The organism is Wolbachia endosymbiont (group A) of Icerya purchasi (genome assembly GCF_947251635.1).
In the GTDB taxonomy this organism is placed as follows: Bacteria; Pseudomonadota; Alphaproteobacteria; order Rickettsiales; family Anaplasmataceae; genus Wolbachia; species Wolbachia pipientis.
This window is the reverse complement of sequence record NZ_OX366357.1, coordinates 47944-68260: the sequence shown is the minus strand read 5'-3', so window position 1 is coordinate 68260 and position 20317 is coordinate 47944. Positions and strand designations below refer to the sequence as shown.

Below are 20317 nucleotides of genomic sequence, written 5' to 3'. Positions count from 1 at the left end.
TTTGAGAGCAATTTCCACAAGGGAGGATGTCATTCCAGTGCCAAGCACTGGAATCCAGCCTTTATTATGCAGCTATCTGGTGTACTTATTTAAAATTAAGTTTTCTGGATCTCAGTGCTAAAGCACTGGGATGACACCATTTGCTGTGCAATTTACCTTCAACACGCGAATTCTGGATTAAGGAAGGAAGTATAGGAAATAGAAGGCTTTTTGGATTTGATGGAATAGGAGATGAGAGTAGAAAAGATATGAACCAAGAAATCAACAGGGGATCTATGGCGAGTGTGTTCAATTTCTAGTCTATTTTTTAGGTAACCAAAAACAGTCTCAATGATAGACCTTTTTCTCAGTAAAATCTTCTCATTTAGCGAAATTAATGTATTTTTCATACCTTTTTTCACCTTGGTAACAAGTTTCAAACCTCGGTCAAACAGCTTCTGAAAAAGCTCTTTTGCAATATAACCTTTGTCACCAAACAAAAGGCCGGTTAATTTTTCCGTCAAATTTGGCACAGGTATCCTATCATCAACATTGCCTTTTGTTAGCGTAAGTGCATGAATTTCACCATTTTCATTGATTACCATATGTAATTTGAAACCAAAAAACCAGCCGTAAGTACTCTTGCTTAATTTTGCAATTCCAGCAAAAACTTTGTTTTTGGATATTCTTTTTGCATGACAAACTGCAATGGGAGTTGTGTCTATATATGAAATTCCAGTGTTTTCTGACTGTCCACAAAGCCAATGCAACAACATTGCTAAATGCCACAAAACCCTAGGCTTTAGAGCAACAAACCTGGTATATGAAGGCAACTTTGGAAACTCTGATTTGTAGAGCAACGTTAGGTAATGTAGATAGAAAGTTTTGAAATTTTTACACGGAGATTGTTGATATAGCAGGATTATTGTCATGATTTCAGAGTGCTCAATTTCCGTTGTTCTTGTGGGTTTTTTACCATTTGGCAGTAGTTTGCCTGCAAAATTTTCTCTATATCTCTGCAAAAATCATCGACCAAACAAAACAGTTTTGTTATATCTTCCATGGGTAACCTCATCTATTTTTTTATAATTGCTGAGTTTACCCTGTTTTCTGCCTTTTCTATTCTCCTTTAATCCAGAATTCGCGTTTAGAGCCGTCAGAAGAAGATCAAGTAGTAACAAAGAGCTTGGCAGCAGCGTGTAGTACTGTAAGTGTGAGATTATTTGATCACATTATCATCACAAGTGGAGGCTATTTTAGCTTTAGAGAAAACGGATTGTTGTAGGCAAAAACTCAGTGCTCAAGACTTTATTCTGGTTTTGGGCAACTTTAGCCGAGTGTTACAATTTTTTCGTGAGGCTTTAATAAAATTTTATAATAATGTACTATATGTTTGTACTGCAAATGAGTGAAAACATGAGTACCGAAAAGAAGATAGATCCTGGCTCTTTATGCTACCAAATAACTCAAAAGGTAAAAGATGTTAGGTTAGAACTATGATACTCTCAGGCGGATTTCGCAACAAAAACTGGTGTAGCAAAGTCACTAATAGGAAAGTACGATCGAGGGGTACACAACATTCAACCTGAAACGCTCGAGAAGATAGCAAAAAAATTATCTTGTGATATTGAAATTTTCTTTCCTAAACCAACAGTTTGTATTGATAGTGAAGACAAGGAGGCATTTAATTTAGTGCAAATCCTAAAAAGAATTAAGGACCAGGAAGTGCGTGATGCGGTGTGTGTACTAACTAGATTTTTGTCAAAAGGAATTCAAATTAGCAAGGTTATAACAGAGGTAAGACCTGTAAAATACCAAATGGTACAAAAGGCAAAAGATTGGCGGTTTGCAAAGGGGTATACACAGGAGGAATTAGCGGATAAAAGCGGAATATTCAAGTCACAAATAGTCAGGTATGAACAAGGGGATGCATCGTTCAAAATAGCACCTAAAATTGCAGGAGGATTGTCATTACATTCTGGAGCTCTACTGCCTACATCAAAAGCGGAAAGTTATTGTGAAAATGAGGATGGTCAAGGAGAAAACAAGATATTGAGTATAATGCAAGAATATCAAAAAATTGATGATCAAAGGTTAAAAAGTTTATTACATTCGTTTTTATCAGAGGTTGTAAAGATTAGCGAGGATAAAATTTAAAAAATTAATTAGTAAAAATTTTACATGATGCTTAAAATTTGAGGGAAGATGTGTAGATTACAGAAAGAGCTGTAAAAGGTGTAGCGATACGTTGTTTTGTAAGCCAGAAAAAACAAAGTGGTTCAACAAGAACTGTTGGGAATATTCAAAAAAGGGTTACCGCCCTCTGCCCTTATATCTACCTCTAGTTGAAACTTGAGCTTTTACAAATAGCTCCCAAAATCCTTTCTGGTCGCCTTCTTGTTGTATCAGTTGCGCTAAACGCTGCATCAATTGATTATTGAGTATAGCCATTTGTGTCCATTTGCCCACTGGCTTTGCAATGCCAACTATTTTCAGATTTTCTTTATAAACCTGGATGTCATAAAATGAAGTTTTTTTTGATACATATTTTCCATTTTCTTTTTCACTTTCTCTCAGATTGACGAGGTTTTTGTATATTCTCCTAAAAAAGAGAAATATTTTAATAGCACTAATTAATATTATACCGTATATAACGATTTGCTCGTAGGACATCTTCTCTACTCTAAAATGATTCCATGAAGCAGAAACAATGCTACAATTTTTTTTGTTTCGATTTGCTACAGCGTTTTCCAGTGCGGTATAACCTTCTGCAGAGTTATAAAAACATTTCAGATAAACATTTGCTTTTTTACTCAGCAATAATTCCACAATTTCTTTATTGCCATTCATAACAGCCAGATGTAGCGGAGTACAACCATCTCTTCCAATTGCATTAATATCTGCTCTATTTTGCAATAAAAGCTCCACATGATCTTTTTTATTCAATGAAACTGCAAGGTGAAGAGGGGTACTTCCTTCTATATTTTTAATTTCAAGAAAAGCCCTCCCTTTATCAGCAATCCCAACATTACTCCGTCAGCATATTGTACAGCCAAATGAAGAGGAGACTCACCTAGACGATTTAGGCAATTAATGTCTGCACCAAATTGTAATAACTTTTGCATAACGTCCAGATATCTATATTTTACTGAATAATGCAAAGGAGTGTCGCCATCGATATTCTGAGCACTAACATTTTTGCTCATTACTACAATAACCTCTGCTATTGCTGTGGATCCATATTGAGAGGCAATGTGTAGTACTGTATTGCCCTTTCTATTTACTGCATCAACATTAGCATCATATTTTACAAGGAATAGAAATAAGTTGTAAAGATTGCGTTTTGCAGAGAAATGTAAAATTTTAGTACCAAATCTACTATTGATAATAGTTTTGATAGTCTTGAAAACGATCAATGAAAGAAGACTAGGATTTCTAAACTCATAAATCTTCTTGGAAGCGTCTTGTAAAATTTTTTCGATCTTCACAACAACCTCACAAAAAATGTGTTTGTATATGAGTATGCAGCGATAAATGTTTTTAAATTATTAACTCTTGCACTCACTTTTATGTTATATTGCAAATAAAACTCCCGCTTTGCTAGTGTTTTTATTAAGAACATAATATTTAAATAAAAATAGAAAAGTATTTAATAAATCTATTGGTGAAGATCTTTAGAAATTTGCTCAGAATTTTCTTTACTTACTGGTTTTATAGACACATCTTGAATTTCTTCTTTCGGATTTTCTAATTCAGCCACAGTTGACTCTTCTTTAGTTTCTGCTTCTTGGTGTTTTGCTGCTAATTTGCGTTGTTTGATAACTTTCTTTAACGTCTTCACAGCTATAAAATTAATACTGAAAACACATGCAGAAGTTACCGCTAATGCTGGCAAGGGAGCTAAACTGAATGTTGGTAAAATTGCTACGATTGTAGCAGATGTTAGTAAAAATGCTAACTTCTTGCTCCCGATTATCTTATTTTTCTTAACCTTTATTGGGTTTAATTTTTTTATTTTCCCTTTTAGCTTTTTGAAACCTTTTTTGAACGTATTGCCATTTTTTAGCTCTTTTTTTACGGGTTTTATTTTAAAGCTTTTTATTTTTTCTTTTATTCCTTTTTTATCTTTTTTTACTTTAGACGCGAATTCTGGATTAAAGGAGAATAGAAAAGGCAGAAAACAGGGTAAACTCAGCAGTTATAAAAAAATAGATGAGGTTACCCATGGAAGATATAACAAAACTGTTTTGTTTGGTCGATGATTTTTGCAGAGATATAGAGAAAATTTTGCAGGCAAACTACTGCCAAATGGTAAAAAACCCACAAGAACAACGGAAATTGAGCACTCTGAAATCATGACAATAATCCTGCTATATCAACAATCTCCGTGTAAAAATTTCAAAACTTTCTATCTACATTACCTAACGTTGCTCTACAAATCAGAGTTTCCAAAGTTGCCTTCATATACCAGGTTTGTTGCTCTAAAGCCTAGGGTTTTGTGGCATTTAGCAATGTTGTTGCATTGGCTTTGTGGACAGTCAGAAAACACTGGAATTTCATATATAGACACAACTCCCATTGCAGTTTGTCATGCAAAAAGAATATCCAAAAACAAAGTTTTTGCTGGAATTGCAAAATTAAGCAAGAGTACTTACGGCTGGTTTTTTGGTTTCAAATTACATATGGTAATCAATGAAAATGGTGAAATTCATGCACTTACGCTAACAAAAGGCAATGTTGATGATAGGATACCTGTGCCAAATTTGACGGAAAAATTAACCGGCCTTTTGTTTGGTGACAAAGGTTATATTGCAAAAGAGCTTTTTCAGAAGCTGTTTGACCGAGGTTTGAAACTTGTTACCAAGGTGAAAAAAGGTATGAAAAATACATTAATTTCGCTAAATGAGAAGATTTTACTGAGAAAAAGGTCTATCATTGAGACTGTTTTTGGTTACCTAAAAAATAGACTAGAAATTGAACACACTCGCCATAGATCCCCTGTTGATTTCTTGGTTCATATCTTTTCTACTCTCATCTCCTATTCCATCAAATCCAAAAAGCCTTCTATTTCCTATACTTCCTTCCTTAATCCAGAATTTGCGTTTTTGGTGTTATTTCAGTGCTTGACACTGAAATCCAGGATTTTGATTGGATACTGAGTTGGTAAGCATAAAAGTGTAGCTAACGCAAGCTCTACGTCATACCGCGATTTATTCGCGGTATCTCAAAGCATAGATCCCGCTAACAAGCAGCGGGATGACGGTTGTCGTTTAGCCATAAACATTAAGAAATTTACCAAACGAAAAAAAGGCAAAAGAGACCCTAGGGTAGCTAGTTATTCACTATCCATTTTTTAAGTTGGCGTTTTTTAATGTTTTAAATAGCGTATTTCAGCTTGTGTAGCTAGAAATTTGATAAAGACATAAGGTGCACATAGTGCAAAAAATTAAACATGAGACACCAGATACGTTGAGTTTTTTTGTCATTTAATCTGTACAGAGAAGATAAATAAATAGCTTCAGTTTCATGGTAGGGGGGCTGGCGGAGTTTGTCAAGCAAGTTTTTTCGTTTCTGCGGGCTACTTTCCGACACCAGTGGTGTTAAGTATTCGTACAGTTATTGGTGTTATCAAGATACTCCCTAATCTTCTTTAAATCCTCCCAGGCTAAACGTTTTTGCATTGGCTGACGCAGTAGGTAAGCTGGGTGAAATATAGCAGATGTGGTGATTGAATTGGACAAATATTGGTTAGTGTACGTATGAAATCTACCACGCAAATTCGATATAGTTTTTGTGCTGTCAAGAAGGCTATAACACGCAATTCCACCAACTAAAACCAAAATCTGTGGTGAAACTAGTGCAATATGCTTCTCAACAAATGGTCTGCACATATCAAGCTCTAGGTCAGTTGGCTTTCTATTGCCAGGTGGGCGCCAAAATACGGTATTGCTTATATAAACTTTGGTGCGATCAAGATTGATTGCATTTAACATTTTATCGAGCAACATTCCACTTGCACCACAAAATGGTATGCCTTGAAGGTCTTCATTTGCCCCTGGAGCTTCACCAACGAGCATAATTTTTGCATTTGGATTACCATCGGAAAAGACAGTATTAGTTGCAGTTTTTTTTATCTCACAACCTTCAAATGACTTCACTGCACTTCTTAATTCATCCACACTACCACATTTACTTGCGAGTTTTCTTGCTTCAATTATCCAGTCACTTGGAAACATGTCTTTTCCATCTTTAGTGTCATTCCAGCGCATATCTGCATCTTTCTTCTTGGTCCCAGTTTGGATAACAGAGGGTTGTACACTCTCTTTGCTCTCCAATTTTTTTTCCTCTTCACCCTCCATTAGTGTGCAATCAACGCCCACTTCATGGTAAAATTTTAATAATTCTAGGTCTTTATTGCTCATAATGCTTTTTAACCTTTTGTGCTTTTTTCATGGCCATATCATACTTTAATTTAGATAAATGTCTAATATATAATATGCCGTTTAAGTGATCTAATTCATGCTGAATACACCTTGCAAGCCAACCACTAGCTTTTAGCGTCTGTTCTTCGTTATTCAAGTCTCTGTATTTCACAGTTAAATACTTTGGACGCTTAATTTCATAGCTTTGCTCTGGAATTGAAAGGCACCCTTCCTTGAGAGTCACTTGTTCATCAGATAATTCCGTAATTTCTGGATTAATCATGCAAAATTTGCCAGTTGATTCATATCCTGCTGGCTCATTTTCAATTGTTTCTAGCTGAACATCCACAACAAAAATTCTCTTTAACACTCCAACTTGCACTGCAGCAAGGCCAAGACCTTCTGCATCGTACACAGTTTCGAACATGTCGTTTACTAATTCTTTAATTTTATCGTTTATATCTGTTACTTCACTGGCACGTGTGATTAGTCTTTCATCAAGAACAATTACAATTGGTAATATGGACATAAAAATTATAATTCTATGTTTTGCTTTTCCTTTTGTCCAGAATTTAGTGTATATTAAAATGTTGCTATATCTATAATAGAAATATAAATTATTAAAGAAAGCTACAATTTAAATGAAATTGCGTAATAAGGTTAACTAATGTACTCTGCAGTAATAGCAAAACCAAAGAGAAATGTTTTTGCTGTTTTAGACATAGGTACAACAAAAATTATCTGTCTAATCGTTAAGATAAATGGCAACTTCAGCTATAAAGTAACAGGAACGGGTTATAAGATTGCAGAAGGTGTAAACGGTGGATCAATAACTAATGTAAAACACGCAAATTACTCCATCTCATCAACTATAGGTTTAGCTGAGCAAGTGTCAGAGGAAACTATAGATCAGATATATGTGAATATTGCTGGATGTGGCATCTCATCTTTTAATGTACATAATGAAATTATTGCAGCTAATCATGAAATTTCTGACCGGGATATAAAACGTGTAGTTTTTCAGACGTTTGAGAAATATATTGAAGAAAATGTTATCATTCACAATATACCACTGAAATATCACTTAGATGACATGACTGACATAAAAGAAGTTGGTGGATTGTACGGAAAAAGACTATCTGCTGATGTTAATGTTGTCACTGCTTCGCGTCCAGCGCTTACCAATATTGAAAACTGTATTACCAATAATGGTGGATTAAATATGGCAGGTTGTATTGCTTCTGCATATTCTGCAGGTCTTGCCTGTCTGAGTGAAGATGAAAAAGAGCTCGGGACTGCTATTGTTGATATAGGCGGTGGGTGCACTGCAATTGGAATTTTCAAAAGAGAGAAACTTGTGTATGCAAGCAGCGTTCCAATTGGTGGCGTTCATATCACTCGAGATATTGCTTACGGGCTATGCACAAGCATAGAACGTGCAGAGTATATAAAAATACTGTATGGTAGCACTATCGTAACTTCAATAGATGAGAATGAGTACATTACAATGCAAAACAACGAAAATGATGAACCTACTCAAGTATTCAAATCTGAGCTTATTAACATCATAAGACCAAGAGTTGAAGAAATACTTGAAATGGTAAGAGAGCAATTTCAAGAGCAGAAAGATCCAATTAATAAAGTAGTGATCACAGGTGGAACTAGTCAACTCACAAGCATGAAGGAAATTGCAGGCTATATATTCAATAAGCAAGTTCGAATTGGGTGCCCTGAGTCTTGTAGCGGTCTTGATGGCGAATATGATAAAAATCCTGTATTTTCTGCTGCTATAGGCTCTATAAAGCTAATAGTTGACACTTTTTATAAAAATAATTCTGGTATTTTAGGTCAGGATGGTAAAATGAGTAAATTGTATAATTGGGTTAAATCAAAAGTTACAGTCTAGATTTCTGTTTTACCACCTTTCATACAAATGACTTGACGCTAGGATCCATAGGGCTTATTTTCATAATACGCAAAGTTATTACATTTATGTACTGCAAGTAAGCGTACCAATTATAATAAGACATGGAAAATATGAACATAACTATACACTCACAAGAAGATTTTGAATTTATGCGCAAGGCTGGCAGGCTTGCTGCTGAAACTCTTGATTTCATTGCACCGTACGTAAAGATAGGGGTGACAACTAATGAGTTAAATGATCTATGCCATGACTTTATAATTAATGCAGGTGCAATTCCAGCACCACTAAACTATAGGGGGTATCCAAAATCGATTTGCACTTCAAAAAATGCAGTTGTGTGCCATGGTGTTCCCGATAATAAACCACTTAAAGATGGAGATATTTTAAATATTGATGTCACGGTGATTTTAAATGGCTGGCATGGTGATACAAGTCGCATGTTTTGGGTTGGCAAGCCATCAATAAAAGCAAAACGTTTGTGTGACGCTACTTATCATGCATTGATGGAAGCAATTAAACAAGTTAAACCCGGCAATAAGTTAAATGAAATAGGGCTTGCTATAGAGAAATATATTAGAGATTTTGGATATTCTATCGTACGCAGCTACTGCGGACACGGTATAGGAAAAGTCTTTCATGCTCCGCCAAATGTAGTGCATTTCTATGATCAAGATGAAAATCTCATCTTGAAGGAAGGTATGTTTTTTACAATAGAGCCAATGATTAATGCTGGAAAACATGAGACTCTGCTCAGTAAACTCGATGACTGGACAGTGACAACACGCGATCTTTCACTTTCTGCTCAATTTGAACATATGCTCGGAGTAACTAAAGATGGTGCTGAAATATTCACATTATCACCTAAGAATTGGCACTTCCCACCATATGATTAGATTTTTTTAAATTCTGCTATACTGCAACTATACTTGTTTTACTTTGGATGATTTTGAAGAAAGCTCACCCTTAATTTGCGATATAGCAACTAGCCCAATTAATGCACAGAAAATCATGTAAAAACTAGCTGAAGTTTCCTGTCCTGTAACCTTGATAATTGTTGTGCATATAAATGGTGCAAGGCCACCAAAAAATCCCGAAGCTATATTTCTTGATAAACCAAATCCACTGTATCGTACCCTTGTTGGGAATAATTCACACATAAATGCACTAACAGGCCCAAGCGATGCAGCTATTGGGATTATAAAAAGAACGTGCGCCATTATGGTGAGCAAATTATCACCACTTAGTATCATTGAAAAAGCTGGATAACTTACTACTATAAAAGTCACAAATGCAAATTTCATGACTTTTGCTCTTCCTATTTTATCAGAAAGCATTGCAAACAGTATTGTTAACCCTCCAAGTGCGACCTGATTCAATATTTCCACTGTGTGATTAAATTGAGTGTTTATTGTTGATGTAAGCACATTGAAAAACACTAGATATATATAAAGAGATGAATTTTCAACTATATCGACTCCTACTGATATCAGAAAAGGTTTTCTATAGCCATTTAATAGTTCTTTTAACGGCAATTCAGATCGTTTTTCTTGTCTTTTATACTCTGGACTTTCATCAAGTATATATCTCATATATATGCTGATTAATCCCATTGCTAAACTAAAAATGAAAGGTAATCTCCACCCCCAAGAATCAAAATCAGATACTTTCTTGCATATGAGTACCGCTATCAGGCTTAATATTGAACCAAGAATTGCACTTAATACCTCAATGCTGCCAAAAAATCCTTTTTTGTTTTTAGGAGCGTGTTCTATTAAAAATGGTGCATTTCCTGCTTCTCCTCCAAGAGATATACCCTGCAATAACCTTAAACAAACTACCAGCATTGACGCTAGTATTCCAATGCTTTGATAACCTGGAACAAAAGCAATTAATACGGTTGACAAAGTCATCAATATAATAGAAAGAAATAGGGCAATTTTTCTGCCATATTTATCACCGATGTGACCAAATATAGCAGCACCTATTGGTCTTATCAGGAAACCTACTGCAAAAACTCCAAAAGCCTTAAGTATGCTGACTAATTTATCATCTGATGGAAAAAAAACATCTCCGATTATGCTTATTAGGTGACTGAAAAGCATGTGGTCATACCACAATAAAGTGTTACAAATCAAACTTGAAAATATTACTTTTGTTATTTGCTGCATAATTTTCTATAGTTTGTTTAGTATTTAGTAGTATACATTACTTTTTTTATATAATAGAAAAATTTGAACATTATATTAATAATAGTATCTTATTAAATCTTAATATTTTTATATCATTGACTGTATTCAAGTATTTTTATATTATTGCCTATATATTTCCATATGTTTTAGTGGGAAGCTATTTTTATTTGTATGCACAGAGTCTCTTGATGAAGCGCTATGATACACACTCCAGTTTTATTAAAAGAGATGCTATCACAACTTTCACCACAAGATGGTGGTATATACGTGGATGCCACATTTGGAGCTGGAGGATATAGCAAAGCAATATTGGAGTCAGCTGATTGCAAAGTATATGCAATTGATAGAGATGAAACGGTAACTAAGTTTTATGATGATTTAAGCGTTAGATATCCCGATAGAATAAAACTATTCATTGAGAAGTTTAGTAATATTAAAAGTATACTAAGCAGCGTTGAGCCATCTCCTGTCATCCCAGTACTTGATACTGGAAAAAATAACTGGTCACGCGCTGGAATGACATCAAACGGAGTGGATGGGGTAGTTTTTGACATCGGAGTTTCATCTATGCAGCTTGATAACGGAGATAGAGGGTTCTCATTTTTACATGATGGCCCACTCGATATGAGCATGGATAACTCTTCTTATATAAACGCTTCAACGTTTGTTAACGCTTTACGCGAAGAAGAAATTGCAAATACTATATATAACTACGGAGGAGAGCATCATTCTCGCAAAATCGCAAGAGCAATAGTAAGTGCACGGAAGAAGAAAACTATCAAAACTACATTTGAGCTTGCGAACATTGTACGTTCTGTGGTATTCCGTGGAAAAAGCAAAATTGATCCTGCAACCAGAACATTTCAGGCAATCAGAATATGGGTAAACGATGAGCTGGGAGAACTTGAGAGGGGCATTAAAGCTGCATCTGAAATTTTAAATGAGAATGGCAAATTAATTGTTGTCACCTTTCATTCTTTGGAAGATCGTATAGTCAAAACTTTTTTTAAAGATCTATGTGAGCCAAGATCTACTGATTGTAAGACATTCTCTCTTCTAAATAAAAAAGTGATCAAAGCAAGTATAGAAGAAGTAAGTGCAAATCCGCGTTCACGCTCAGCAAAACTAAGAGCTATACAGAAGTTGTCATGAGAACTTTCTGCATCATCTCAATAGTTATGTTTTTTCTTAGCATTGTAGGACTATTTAAGATAAAACTACATGTTCAGTCATTAAATAGAGAGCTAATAAAAATAAAAAGTGAAATTAGTTTAGTACAAAGTGATATAAAAGTTTTACAAGCAGAGTGGAGCTATTTGAATAATCCAAAAAGACTTGCAAGCCTTGTAAAGAAATACCTAAAAAATAACTCTTTAATACTGGCTAGCCAGGTTAAAAATCTTGACTCTTTAAATGGCCGCAGTGTGTTAGCACAACTTAAAACCCAGAGTTAAATTGGTTATACTAAGCTTTATCTTTTACAGATAAGCACACTACAATAAACCTACTTTAGTATGAAATTGCTTGCGTAAGATTTTGGCAGCCTCTTAACATTTTTTGGCATTTCAATTACGTATTTAACGTTGCGTTTTTTTGCGTAGAATACTGCTTTTTCAAGAGAATCAAACTTTAATACAATCTGTTCTTTTGGATCTTTTGAGCCAATCCACCCCATTAAAGGTTCAATGTAGTAAGAACCAGATTCAATTTTTAGGTGCCAGAGATTTGTATTACCTAAACCAGATTGTGTTGCAGTTTTTGTTGGTTTATAAATCCTAAAAACTACTTTATCATCAATGCCCATAGTTCTTGTTAAATAAGCTTAAATATATATCTAAATAAATCCTTTCACAAACAATTAGTATGAAAGAATGAAGTTTGAAATAAATATTTTTATGTTATATTATTATTAAATTATATTAAAAGGATTAGCTGAATAGGAGTAACCGATGACGCAACAGGAAATAGTAACAATTAATGCAGAGTTACGTGATATAACAAAAACAAAAGCGATGCATTCTCTAAGAAAGAAAGGAAACATCCCTGGAATCATATATGGAAAGGGCCATAATAATGTAAATTTGACATTGTCTGCAAAGGAATTCACGAAGCAATATAAATCAGGTTCTCTTTCTGCACATTTGATAGAGCTGAATATTTCGGGCAAAAAGGAATATGCTCTTGTTCGCGATATCCAATTGCATGTAGTAAAGGATACTGTGCAACATGTTGATTTTCAATTTGTTGATAAAGGCAGCGAAATTAAAATAGACATACCTCTATCATTTGTGAATGAAAGTAAAGCTCCAGGGATCAAGTTAGGTGGAGTGCTTAATGTTTTGTGTCGTTCTATTGCTGTTAAATGCTCTCCTGATAAAATACCTCAGGTTATAGAAGTTGATTTATCCGGCAAAATGATTGGCCAATCTATACATATCAATGATGTAAAATTACCAGAAGGTGTTAAGTTTGTAGCTCATGAAGAAGAAAATTTTACCATTGTTACAATTTCTGCTGCCGATAGTGACGTTGAAGAACCTCAAGCAGAAACAGAGGAATAGTGCACCTGATAGTTGGGCTTGGTAATCCTGGCAGTCAATATGAGCTAACTCATCATAATATCGGCTTCATCACCGTTGATGCAATCTGCAAATATTGGAATTTCCAGTCGTTCTCTAAAAAAGCCGATTATCTAATAACCTCTGGCATAATTAATGATAATAAAATCATGTTAATAAAGCCTTATTCATTTATGAATAATTCAGGCATTTCTGTTGCAAAAATACGAAACTTTTACAAATTATCGCTAGATAATATCGTTGTCATACACGATGACGCTGATTTGGAACTTGGAAGAATAAAAGTAAAGAAAGGTGGTAGTTCTGCTGGACATAATGGACTTAAATCCATAGATAGTTTTATTGGCAACGATTATTGGCGCTTGAGATTTGGAGTGGGTAGACCTGAAGATCAAAGAAGCTTAGCAGATTATGTGTTATCAAAATTTTCAAATTTTGATAATGTTACTCCCTTAGTGGAAAAAATAGCAAAAAATATACACTTAATGCTGCAAGGAGATAATACAGCTTTTATCAATTTGATTGTATAATATTACGAAACACAGGGAGTGTATGGTCCCAGAGTGTGATGGTGTGGATTTAGTATGAACAATTCAGGAGATTTTGTCCACTGTAAAGATATAAACTCAAAAGGTGTAAGACCCTTAAGAGTTTTGAGTCTTTTAGCATAATTGTAGGCCATAACAAAGTCATAAAGATGCTCTTTGAGTTGCTGGTGAGACTGATAGTAATACTTCTTAACAGTGGCATTCTTTAAAGTTTTGTTCATACGCTCAACTTGCCCATTTGTCCAAGGATGGCTAACTTTTGTTAGACGGTGTTCAATGTCATTTTCTTCACAAGCTCTATCAAATATATGTTGAAAAGCGTATTTATGGCGTTTTTGGTTGGTAAATTGTATACTGTTATCTGTCAAAATAGTGTGGATTTTATATGGTAAAATTTTAATCAAATTACGTAGAAACTCAGCAGCTATAGGTTTTGTAGCACTTTTATGCAACTCAACATACGTAAATTTGGATGTTCTATCTATTGCAACAAACAAATATAACTTTCCTTCTTCTGTTCTGACTTCTGCAATATCAATATGGAAATAGCCTATAGGATATTGTTTGAATTTCTTTTTTGGTTTAACTTCGCCATCAACATCTGGTAGTCTGCTAATGCTGTGCCTCTGCAAGCAACGATGTAGACTAGAGCGAGTCAAGTGTGGGATTGAGGTTTGCAAAGCGTAGAGACAATCATCTAATGGCAATAGAGTATGCTTACGAAATGCAACAATTACAGCCTCCTCTTCTAAAGTTAAAACAGTTGATCTTGCATGCTTCGGACCCATATCAGCGTCTTTGGCAAAAGACCGTTTTCTCCATTTAATGATAGTTTTTGGATTAAGGTTATAGTACCTGGAGAGTTTTGCTATGCTCTCTTTACTATTTTGTATTGCTCTACGAATTGTCTCTGTTGTTTTGGCGCACCCATGTAATATTTGTCCCATAATTCCTCCTTTGATGGTATTGTTTTCTCATATTTTATCATACCATCACACTCTGGGACCATACATCCCCCCTCCCCCCATAAGTGTTGAAAGTAACACAAAAAAGACATAAAGAACTATTATTGCAAGAAAATGGAGGCAATAATGGATCAAATAGAAAGAGTACTAAATTTAATAAAAGATGAGGATTTAGAAAGGCTAGGAAAATTAAGTGAAGTAGATAAATGTAATACTAAATTGTTGGGCAAGATTATATTTAAAGGTCTAATGAAGTTAATATTAATGGGGCAAAAAACAAGCCTAAGAGCGCTAGAAATGGTAATAGACAGGTGTATAATGGATAAGAATAGCGATAAAAGTACAGTAACATACAGTGGTTTGTCAAAAAGGTTAAAAGTTATAAATCCAGAATATTTTAAGGGAGTATATATTGATTTGATGAGCAAGATTAAAAAGCTATTACCCCAAAAAACATCAAATAACTTACATAAGTTTGATTCGACGATCATAAATTTATCGGGATATCTCATAAAAGATGGGCTAAAAATAGGCGGTAAAAGTAACGACAGTCAAGTTAAAGTGAGTGTAGGATTAAAGGATCAATTGCCGACAAGTATAAGATTTTGTAAAGGACAAGAAGAAAGTAGTGAAGATATGGCATTAGTGAGAGCAATTAATGAAGCTAAAGTTGAAAAAGAGGATATTTTATTATTTGATAGAGGAATCAGAAAAGTTGGAACTTTTGCCGAATTTGATGAAAAGGAGTACAAATTTATCACAAGAGTTAAAGTAGGAAGAAAACATGATGTTATAAGCAGGAACAAAGTTATAAGAGAACAAAAATCGGATGGATCAGAGATTTTAGAAGATATAATAGTTAATCTTTATCGTGCACGAGGTAAAGTGGCAGAAAAGCATGATCTACGGCTAATAAAAATCAGAAATAAAATTGGAGATGAAATATGGTTTTTGACAAACTTGTTTGAAATGCCAGCTTATGAAGTAACAGAGCTATATAGGCGCAGATGGATATAGAAGTGTTCTTTAAATTTATAAAGCAAAATCTTGGATATAAGCACTTTTTAAGCCATACTATGAATGGCATGAAGGTGTATATTTACATGATTATTATTACGGCTTTGTTATTTCTTGTTTATAAAATCAAAAATAATCTACATGGGTTCAAAATAGCATTACTGCAATTCACAGAGGTAATTTACATGCCGTTGATCATCTCATATCACGTTATTTTTGATACTTTCAACACTTATGCCCAGCACCCCTATGATGTCATCCGAGTAGCCAACACTGGTTTCCATCCAAGACGGTGTCATTCCAGTGCTTGACACTGGAATCCAGACTTTAATTGTTATACTTGTAAATAATCTGGTGAAAATAAACGTTCATCTCAAAATGCAGTATTTTTGTTGAAATAGCTCAACTGGATCCCAGTGTCTGGGCACTGGGATGACAGCAGTCCTACGTCATACCGCCGCGGTATCTCTAGATCCCGCTAACAAGCAGCGGGATGACGGTTGTCAGGGTGTCATGAAAGTAGCTGACACTGGAATCCAGAAAAAAAGAAATATGTATCAGCTACTTTCATTTGCTGCGCCTCGAAAATAAACGTTCATGTAGCTAAGCCATAAATCCAGATAAAGATCTTTAATCATTGGCTTCGTAGTACTTTTTAACCAACTTATTAAGTAACCTTACACCAAAACCTACTGCTCCTCTTGGACAAATGTCAGTACCTTTTTCGTGCCAAGCAGTGCCTGCAATATCTAAATGTGCCCAGCAAGTTTCATTCACAAAACGCTGTAAAAACTGTGCAGCCATTATGCTATCTCCACCAGAGCCCGCAGGAGCGATATTTTGCACATCAGCAATCGGTGAATCAATAATTTTGTCATAAGTTTCATTCATAGGAAAACGCCATAACTTCTCACTTACTTCATTTCCTGCATCAATCAGACGGTTTGCTAATTCATTATTGTTGGAAAAAAGACCAGCATATTCGTTATTTCCAAGTGCAACCACTATAGCTCCAGTTAAGGTTGCAAGATCAATCATAAATTGTGGTGAAAATCTCTCTTGCGTATACCACAAAGCATCTGCAAGTATAAGCCTTCCTTCTGCATCGGTGTTCAACACTTCTATTGTCTGTCCAGACATTGAAGTTACTACATCACTTGGTCTTTGAGCATTACCACCCACTGCATTTTCTGCAAGTGCAACCACGCCGATTGCATTTACTTTTGCTTTTCGTCCTGCTAAAGCATGCATCACCCCAACCACAGCAGCAGAGCCTGCCATGTCATATTTCATCGACTCCATACCACGTGAAGGTTTGAGTGATACTCCACCAGTGTCAAACGTTATACCTTTACCAACAAAAGCTATAGGCTTTTGTTCTTTAGAAGCCCCATTCCATTTTATCACTACTAATTTTGGTTCTTTACTACTTCCTTGTGCAACTCCAAGCAAGGCTCCCATTTTTTTCTCTTCCATCTGCTTTTTATCAAGCACTTCGATTTCAAGGCCAAGCTTAGTAAGTTCTTTTTTTATATTATCAGCATAGGATTCTGGATATAGAATGTTAGGAGGCTCTGTTATAAAAGAGCGCGCAAGAAATATACTCTCCCCTTCTTGCCCTAAGTGCTCAAATGATCTTTCAGCATTACTTAATTGCTCATCTTTTACTAATACGGTAATCTCCTCTACCTCTGTAAATTTTTCATCCTTTTTAGTTTTATACTTATCAAACTTAAAACTACGCAGAAACGCACCATATGCAACATTTGCTGCACTACCTTCGATTAAAACTGCTGCTTTTTTAATTTTTAATCTGCTTAGCTCACAATATATTTTACCACCAATATTTAATTCTCTATTTTCATTCCACTCACCCTTCTTACCAAGTCCAACAACTATGACATTTTTTTCTTCTGGCAAAGCAGTAGAGAAAAATTCACCAAAACTTCCATTGAAATCGCTAAATTGCTTTATATTATCTATGACCTGTTTTCCTTGCAAAACTCCGGCATCATTTACGGTTTCGTTGTCCTCAAATAAACCCATTACTATTGTTTTAAAATCGGGCGAAATTTTAGAAATTGTTATTTTCATTGCTGGTATCTCCGTTGCAAATAATTGTAAACTGTACATAAAACATAGCAAAAACATCAGTAAGATATTTTTCATATACATCCTAAGTACAATAACACTTAAGTTTACTATGGACTCCCTTACATGCAAGGTTTTTTATCTTTTATTAGAGAACTTATTATATCCGCCCAAGGTAATGTTAAACGTATAGGTTTTTATGACCTGATCACTGTAAGTAAATGGTGTTATGAGAAGGCTTGCAAGCCCATTACTAACAAAATCTTCAAGAACAGGATCAGCGCAATTATCGCAATTATGGTCAGCAAAAAACATTTGCGTTGTGAATTCTGGAAAATCCGGATGTTGAACTAGAAAGTTGATATGTGGAGCTCTATCACCAATTTTACCAGGTGCTATCGTAATAAAATTATAATAGCCAAGATTATTCACTACAAACCTTCCTGATCCAGCAAAATTCAGATCATCCTCTATATTCTTATCGTAATGGTTCACGCCGCGTGAATTCGCGTGCCATATAGAAACTACAGCATTTTGTATTGGTAAGCAGTTTATATCAGTAATTCTACCCACTATGTGTATTAATTCCCCTATTGCACTATTTGGAGAACCAGGTTTCCTTCTTAAATTGTTTGAAGAGCTAAAATTTTTTGGCCTTGCATCAAGGCCATATATTTCCGGAGTTTTAATGCAGTTGAGCAAAACAGGATCAGCTGCAAATAGCGGCAAACTGAATATCATTTGTACTAAAAGTGCTAACAAGATATTTTTCACATTCATTTCATTTATAATAGACTTCTTGCATAACCATATAACAAACTTTTATTGGAAATAGAAACGAAAAAACTTGCTTGACACCCTTCGCCAGCCCCCTTATCATGAAACTGAAGGTATTCAGTTATCTTCATCTGTGCAGATTAAACAGCAAGAAAACAACGTGGTTGGCGTCTTATTTTTAATTTTTTGCACTATGTGTACCTTATGTCTTCACAATATTTCTAGGTTTTTACCTACACAAGCTGAAACGCGCTATTTAAAACATTAAAAAACGCCAACTTAAAAAATGGATAGTGAATAACTAGCTACCCTAGGGTTTCTTTTGCCTTTTTTTCTGTTTAGTAAATTGTATCCGTTCAGCGGAGTGGTAGAATAAGGTAGACAAAGTGATCTAAAAAGATAATCATAGAGCAAAAGTGAGGTAATGTGGTAAACCTTTTAGAACTCTGCAAAAATTTACAGCAAAAAATAGAAAAGTTGGAAGGGAGGATAGAAGAGTTAGAGGCAGAAAATAAGGCCTTGAGGATTGAGAACGCTGAGTTGAAAGAGAGGCTTGGTTTAAACTCGAAAAATTCATCTCTACCGAGCTCTAAAGAATTGTACAAAACAAAAAAGGACAAGCCAAAAAGCGAAAGGAATGTTGGCGATCAGGTTGGGCATAAAGGAAATTTTCATGCCACAATGGAAGCGGATAAAGTAGTAAAAATAGAGTTGCCTAATATTTGCGAATGCGGAGGAGAGCTTGTAATATGCGAAAAACCTTATGTTCACCAAAAAGTTGATCTTCCGGAAATTAGGCCTTATGTAGTAATTGGAACATGGTCGTTGTTGGAGATGCAGAAGTGGCTAGTATCATAAATGACATTTTTAATTTGAACATAAGTGTTGGCAGCATATCAAATCTTACTATTACCCACAAATATAAATGGACTAAAAAGTAAAATATTACAATATTAGAGTTTGCAAATATTGAGGGTATAGAAATGGCAAATGAGAGTAATGAATGGGCTAAAAATGAATTTGGAGATGCTGTACTTGGAGATAAAAGATTAACTGACCGATTAGTAAAGATTGCTGATAGTTTGATAAGTTTACCTGAAAGCTCAATTAATGAGGCATGCGGAAGTTGGTCAGAAGCAAAAGCAGCATATCGTTTTTTTTCAAAATGAGAACGTAAAAGAAGTCGATATTCTAGCTTCACACATTGATAAAACAGTTGAAAGAACAAAAGCTCATAAAAGAATTCTTGTGATTCAAGATACAACTTATATTTCATACTCAAGCCATAAGCGGATTGGGAACTATTGCTGGAAAAGGAGCAGTAATGCATACAGCCCTTGCTGTTAGTACGGAAGCTGGGAATACTGGATCAAAAGATTTACTCGAGGCAACTCATTTCTGAAGAAGAAAAAAGACTAAAGAGCCATCGTAACAACGTTCATATTGAGGATAAAGAAAGTATGAAATGGCTAGAAAGTTTAAAGAAAACAAATAATATTATAGATCTGGCCCAAACCGAAGCTATAACTGTATGTGACAGAGAAGCAGATATGCATGATTTTTTTGAACTTGCACATAATCTTAACTCAGAAATTTTAGTAAGAGCTTGCCACAACAGAAATGTAAATAAAAAATTCATGCATACCAGGAACAAGCAAAAATTATGGTCATTTATCCAAGGCCTCCCTTGCGCTGGAAAAGTAGAAGTTGAAATCCCTGCTAGAGATAACAAGCAAAAAAGGATAGCGTTTTTAGAAATTACGCGAATTCTGGATTAAAGGAGAATAGAAAAGGCAGAAAACAGGGTAAACTCAGCAATTATA

The 20317-nt window shown here is 34.9% G+C and carries 20 protein-coding genes and 5 pseudogenes; 13 read left to right on the top strand and 12 right to left on the bottom strand.

Going from position 1 to position 20317, the window contains the following annotated elements:
• Window positions 1-158: 158 nt before the first annotated feature.
• A pseudogene (locus OPR17_RS00375) lies at window positions 159-1042 on the bottom strand (IS982 family transposase).
• On the bottom strand, window positions 1005-1160 hold the full coding sequence (locus OPR17_RS00370; RefSeq protein ID WP_265021710.1) for a hypothetical protein: 156 nt from the start codon (window positions 1158-1160) through the stop codon (window positions 1005-1007). Before OPR17_RS00370 ends, OPR17_RS00375 begins: the two are co-directional and overlap by 38 nt.
• On the opposite strand from OPR17_RS00370, the pseudogene OPR17_RS00365 reads away from it, so the two are divergent.
• Both OPR17_RS00365 and OPR17_RS00360 read left to right on the top strand, forming a co-directional pair.
• Window positions 1127-1264, top strand: a pseudogene (locus OPR17_RS00365) (JAB domain-containing protein); the annotation flags it as partial. The gene OPR17_RS00370 and the pseudogene OPR17_RS00365 overlap by 34 nt on opposite strands.
• Window positions 1265-1671: 407 nt before the next feature.
• A complete protein-coding gene (locus OPR17_RS00360) occupies window positions 1672-2136 on the top strand; it encodes a helix-turn-helix domain-containing protein (protein ID WP_265021708.1) in 465 nt (154 codons plus the stop codon).
• 156 nt (window positions 2137-2292) lie between these two features.
• Here OPR17_RS00360 and OPR17_RS00355 read toward each other — a convergent pair whose 3' ends face one another.
• The 3 genes from OPR17_RS00355 to OPR17_RS00345 all read right to left on the bottom strand — a co-directional run bounded on the left by OPR17_RS00355 (window position 2293) and on the right by OPR17_RS00345 (window position 3874).
• Complete coding sequence (locus OPR17_RS00355; protein ID WP_265021707.1) at window positions 2293-2925, bottom strand: ankyrin repeat domain-containing protein; 633 nt, start codon at window positions 2923-2925, stop codon at window positions 2293-2295.
• Window positions 2926-2957: 32 nt separating this feature from the next.
• Window positions 2958-3467 carry an ankyrin repeat domain-containing protein gene (locus tag OPR17_RS00350; protein ID WP_265021706.1) on the bottom strand — a complete coding sequence of 170 codons (510 nt, stop codon included), beginning with the start codon at window positions 3465-3467 and terminating at the stop codon, window positions 2958-2960.
• Between the two features lie 170 nt (window positions 3468-3637).
• Window positions 3638-3874 (bottom strand): hypothetical protein, encoded by a 237-nt coding sequence (locus OPR17_RS00345; protein ID WP_265021705.1) that lies wholly within the window; start codon window positions 3872-3874, stop codon window positions 3638-3640.
• Window positions 3875-4031: 157 nt separating this feature from the next.
• Here OPR17_RS00345 and OPR17_RS00340 point away from each other — a divergent pair, with 157 nt between their 5' ends.
• Together OPR17_RS00340 and OPR17_RS00335 are read left to right on the top strand one after the other, a co-directional pair.
• Window positions 4032-4241, top strand: a complete 210-nt coding sequence (locus OPR17_RS00340; RefSeq protein ID WP_265021704.1) for a hypothetical protein — start codon at window positions 4032-4034, stop codon at window positions 4239-4241.
• Window positions 4204-5138 (top strand): annotated as a pseudogene (locus OPR17_RS00335) (IS982 family transposase). Before OPR17_RS00340 ends, OPR17_RS00335 begins: the two are co-directional and overlap by 38 nt.
• A gap of 441 nt (window positions 5139-5579) precedes the next feature.
• Here OPR17_RS00335 and OPR17_RS00330 read toward each other — a convergent pair.
• Both OPR17_RS00330 and def read right to left on the bottom strand, forming a co-directional pair.
• Window positions 5580-6401, bottom strand: a complete 822-nt coding sequence (locus OPR17_RS00330; protein WP_265021703.1) for a uracil-DNA glycosylase — start codon at window positions 6399-6401, stop codon at window positions 5580-5582.
• Window positions 6391-6930: a peptide deformylase gene (def, locus tag OPR17_RS00325; protein ID WP_265021702.1), complete on the bottom strand. Its 540-nt coding sequence runs from the start codon at window positions 6928-6930 to the stop codon at window positions 6391-6393. Before def ends, OPR17_RS00330 begins: the two co-directional genes overlap by 11 nt.
• 138 nt (window positions 6931-7068) lie before the next feature.
• Here def and ftsA point away from each other — a divergent pair, with 138 nt between their 5' ends.
• Complete coding sequence (ftsA, locus tag OPR17_RS00320) at window positions 7069-8307, top strand: cell division protein FtsA (RefSeq protein WP_265021701.1); 1239 nt, start codon at window positions 7069-7071, stop codon at window positions 8305-8307.
• A gap of 131 nt (window positions 8308-8438) precedes the next feature.
• A complete protein-coding gene (gene map, locus OPR17_RS00315) occupies window positions 8439-9221 on the top strand; it encodes a type I methionyl aminopeptidase (RefSeq protein WP_265021700.1) in 783 nt (260 codons plus the stop codon).
• Window positions 9222-9248: 27 nt separating this feature from the next.
• On the opposite strand, the gene OPR17_RS00310 is transcribed toward map, so the two are convergent.
• On the bottom strand, window positions 9249-10496 hold the full coding sequence (locus OPR17_RS00310; protein ID WP_265021699.1) for an MFS transporter: 1248 nt from the start codon (window positions 10494-10496) through the stop codon (window positions 9249-9251).
• A 219-nt stretch (window positions 10497-10715) separates the two neighbouring features.
• Here OPR17_RS00310 and rsmH point away from each other — a divergent pair, with 219 nt between their 5' ends.
• Entirely contained in the window at window positions 10716-11669 is a 954-nt protein-coding gene (gene rsmH, locus OPR17_RS00305) for a 16S rRNA (cytosine(1402)-N(4))-methyltransferase RsmH (protein WP_265021698.1), read from the top strand.
• A gap of 26 nt (window positions 11670-11695) precedes the next feature.
• The gene (ftsL, locus tag OPR17_RS00300; protein WP_261983856.1) at window positions 11696-11971 is read left to right on the top strand and encodes a cell division protein FtsL; all 276 of its coding nucleotides are present in this window, start codon (window positions 11696-11698) and stop codon (window positions 11969-11971) included.
• Window positions 11972-12021: 50 nt separating this feature from the next.
• Here ftsL and OPR17_RS00295 read toward each other — a convergent pair whose 3' ends face one another.
• Entirely contained in the window at window positions 12022-12321 is a 300-nt protein-coding gene (locus tag OPR17_RS00295; protein WP_265021697.1) for an ETC complex I subunit, read from the bottom strand.
• Between the two features lie 145 nt (window positions 12322-12466).
• Here OPR17_RS00295 and OPR17_RS00290 point away from each other — a divergent pair, with 145 nt between their 5' ends.
• Together OPR17_RS00290 and pth are read left to right on the top strand one after the other, a co-directional pair.
• The gene (locus OPR17_RS00290) at window positions 12467-13078 is read left to right on the top strand and encodes a 50S ribosomal protein L25/general stress protein Ctc (protein WP_155968825.1); all 612 of its coding nucleotides are present in this window, start codon (window positions 12467-12469) and stop codon (window positions 13076-13078) included.
• Window positions 13078-13626 carry an aminoacyl-tRNA hydrolase gene (gene pth / locus OPR17_RS00285; RefSeq protein WP_155968827.1) on the top strand — a complete coding sequence of 183 codons (549 nt, stop codon included), beginning with the start codon at window positions 13078-13080 and terminating at the stop codon, window positions 13624-13626. Before OPR17_RS00290 ends, pth begins: the two co-directional genes overlap by 1 nt.
• Window positions 13627-13628: 2 nt before the next feature.
• Here the strand turns inward: pth and OPR17_RS00280 are convergent, their stop codons facing one another.
• On the bottom strand, window positions 13629-14591 hold the full coding sequence (locus tag OPR17_RS00280; protein WP_065094971.1) for an IS481-like element ISWpi4 family transposase: 963 nt from the start codon (window positions 14589-14591) through the stop codon (window positions 13629-13631).
• Between the two features lie 132 nt (window positions 14592-14723).
• Between OPR17_RS00280 and OPR17_RS00275 the strand changes: the two genes are divergently transcribed.
• Complete coding sequence (locus OPR17_RS00275; RefSeq protein ID WP_265021237.1) at window positions 14724-15626, top strand: transposase; 903 nt, start codon at window positions 14724-14726, stop codon at window positions 15624-15626.
• 630 nt (window positions 15627-16256) lie between these two features.
• Here OPR17_RS00275 and OPR17_RS00270 read toward each other — a convergent pair.
• Both OPR17_RS00270 and OPR17_RS00265 read right to left on the bottom strand, forming a co-directional pair.
• Window positions 16257-17759: a leucyl aminopeptidase gene (locus OPR17_RS00270; RefSeq protein ID WP_265022130.1), complete on the bottom strand. Its 1503-nt coding sequence runs from the start codon at window positions 17757-17759 to the stop codon at window positions 16257-16259.
• A 96-nt stretch (window positions 17760-17855) separates the two neighbouring features.
• On the bottom strand, window positions 17856-18497 hold the full coding sequence (locus tag OPR17_RS00265; RefSeq protein WP_265021696.1) for a protocatechuate 3,4-dioxygenase: 642 nt from the start codon (window positions 18495-18497) through the stop codon (window positions 17856-17858).
• A gap of 423 nt (window positions 18498-18920) precedes the next feature.
• Between OPR17_RS00265 and OPR17_RS00260 the strand changes: the two are divergent.
• Together OPR17_RS00260 and OPR17_RS00255 are read left to right on the top strand one after the other, a co-directional pair.
• Window positions 18921-19396, top strand: a pseudogene (locus OPR17_RS00260) (DUF6444 domain-containing protein); the annotation flags it as partial.
• A gap of 81 nt (window positions 19397-19477) precedes the next feature.
• Window positions 19478-20254: pseudogene (locus OPR17_RS00255) on the top strand (IS4 family transposase); the annotation flags it as partial.
• Window positions 20255-20317 lie beyond the last annotated feature (63 nt).

Bases quoted from the DNA above. Each gene is read 5' to 3' on its own strand.
- OPR17_RS00330 (WP_265021703.1), bottom strand. From the start codon at position 6,401: ATGAGCAATAAAGACCTAGAATTATTAAAATTTTACCATGAAGTGGGC.
- OPR17_RS00270 (WP_265022130.1), bottom strand. From the start codon at position 17,759: ATGTACAGTTTACAATTATTTGCAACGGAGATACCAGCAATGAAAATA.
- ftsA (WP_265021701.1), top strand. From the start codon at position 7,069: ATGTACTCTGCAGTAATAGCAAAACCAAAGAGAAATGTTTTTGCTGTT.
- OPR17_RS00295 (WP_265021697.1), bottom strand. From the start codon at position 12,321: ATGGGCATTGATGATAAAGTAGTTTTTAGGATTTATAAACCAACAAAA.
- OPR17_RS00265 (WP_265021696.1), bottom strand. From the start codon at position 18,497: ATGAATGTGAAAAATATCTTGTTAGCACTTTTAGTACAAATGATATTC.
- rsmH (WP_265021698.1), top strand. From the start codon at position 10,716: ATGATACACACTCCAGTTTTATTAAAAGAGATGCTATCACAACTTTCA.
- OPR17_RS00275 (WP_265021237.1), top strand. From the start codon at position 14,724: ATGGAGGCAATAATGGATCAAATAGAAAGAGTACTAAATTTAATAAAA.
- ftsL (WP_261983856.1), top strand. From the start codon at position 11,696: ATGTTTTTTCTTAGCATTGTAGGACTATTTAAGATAAAACTACATGTT.
- map (WP_265021700.1), top strand. From the start codon at position 8,439: ATGAACATAACTATACACTCACAAGAAGATTTTGAATTTATGCGCAAG.
- OPR17_RS00280 (WP_065094971.1), bottom strand. From the start codon at position 14,591: ATGGGACAAATATTACATGGGTGCGCCAAAACAACAGAGACAATTCGT.
- def (WP_265021702.1), bottom strand. From the start codon at position 6,930: ATGTCCATATTACCAATTGTAATTGTTCTTGATGAAAGACTAATCACA.
- OPR17_RS00310 (WP_265021699.1), bottom strand. From the start codon at position 10,496: ATGCAGCAAATAACAAAAGTAATATTTTCAAGTTTGATTTGTAACACT.
- OPR17_RS00290 (WP_155968825.1), top strand. From the start codon at position 12,467: ATGACGCAACAGGAAATAGTAACAATTAATGCAGAGTTACGTGATATA.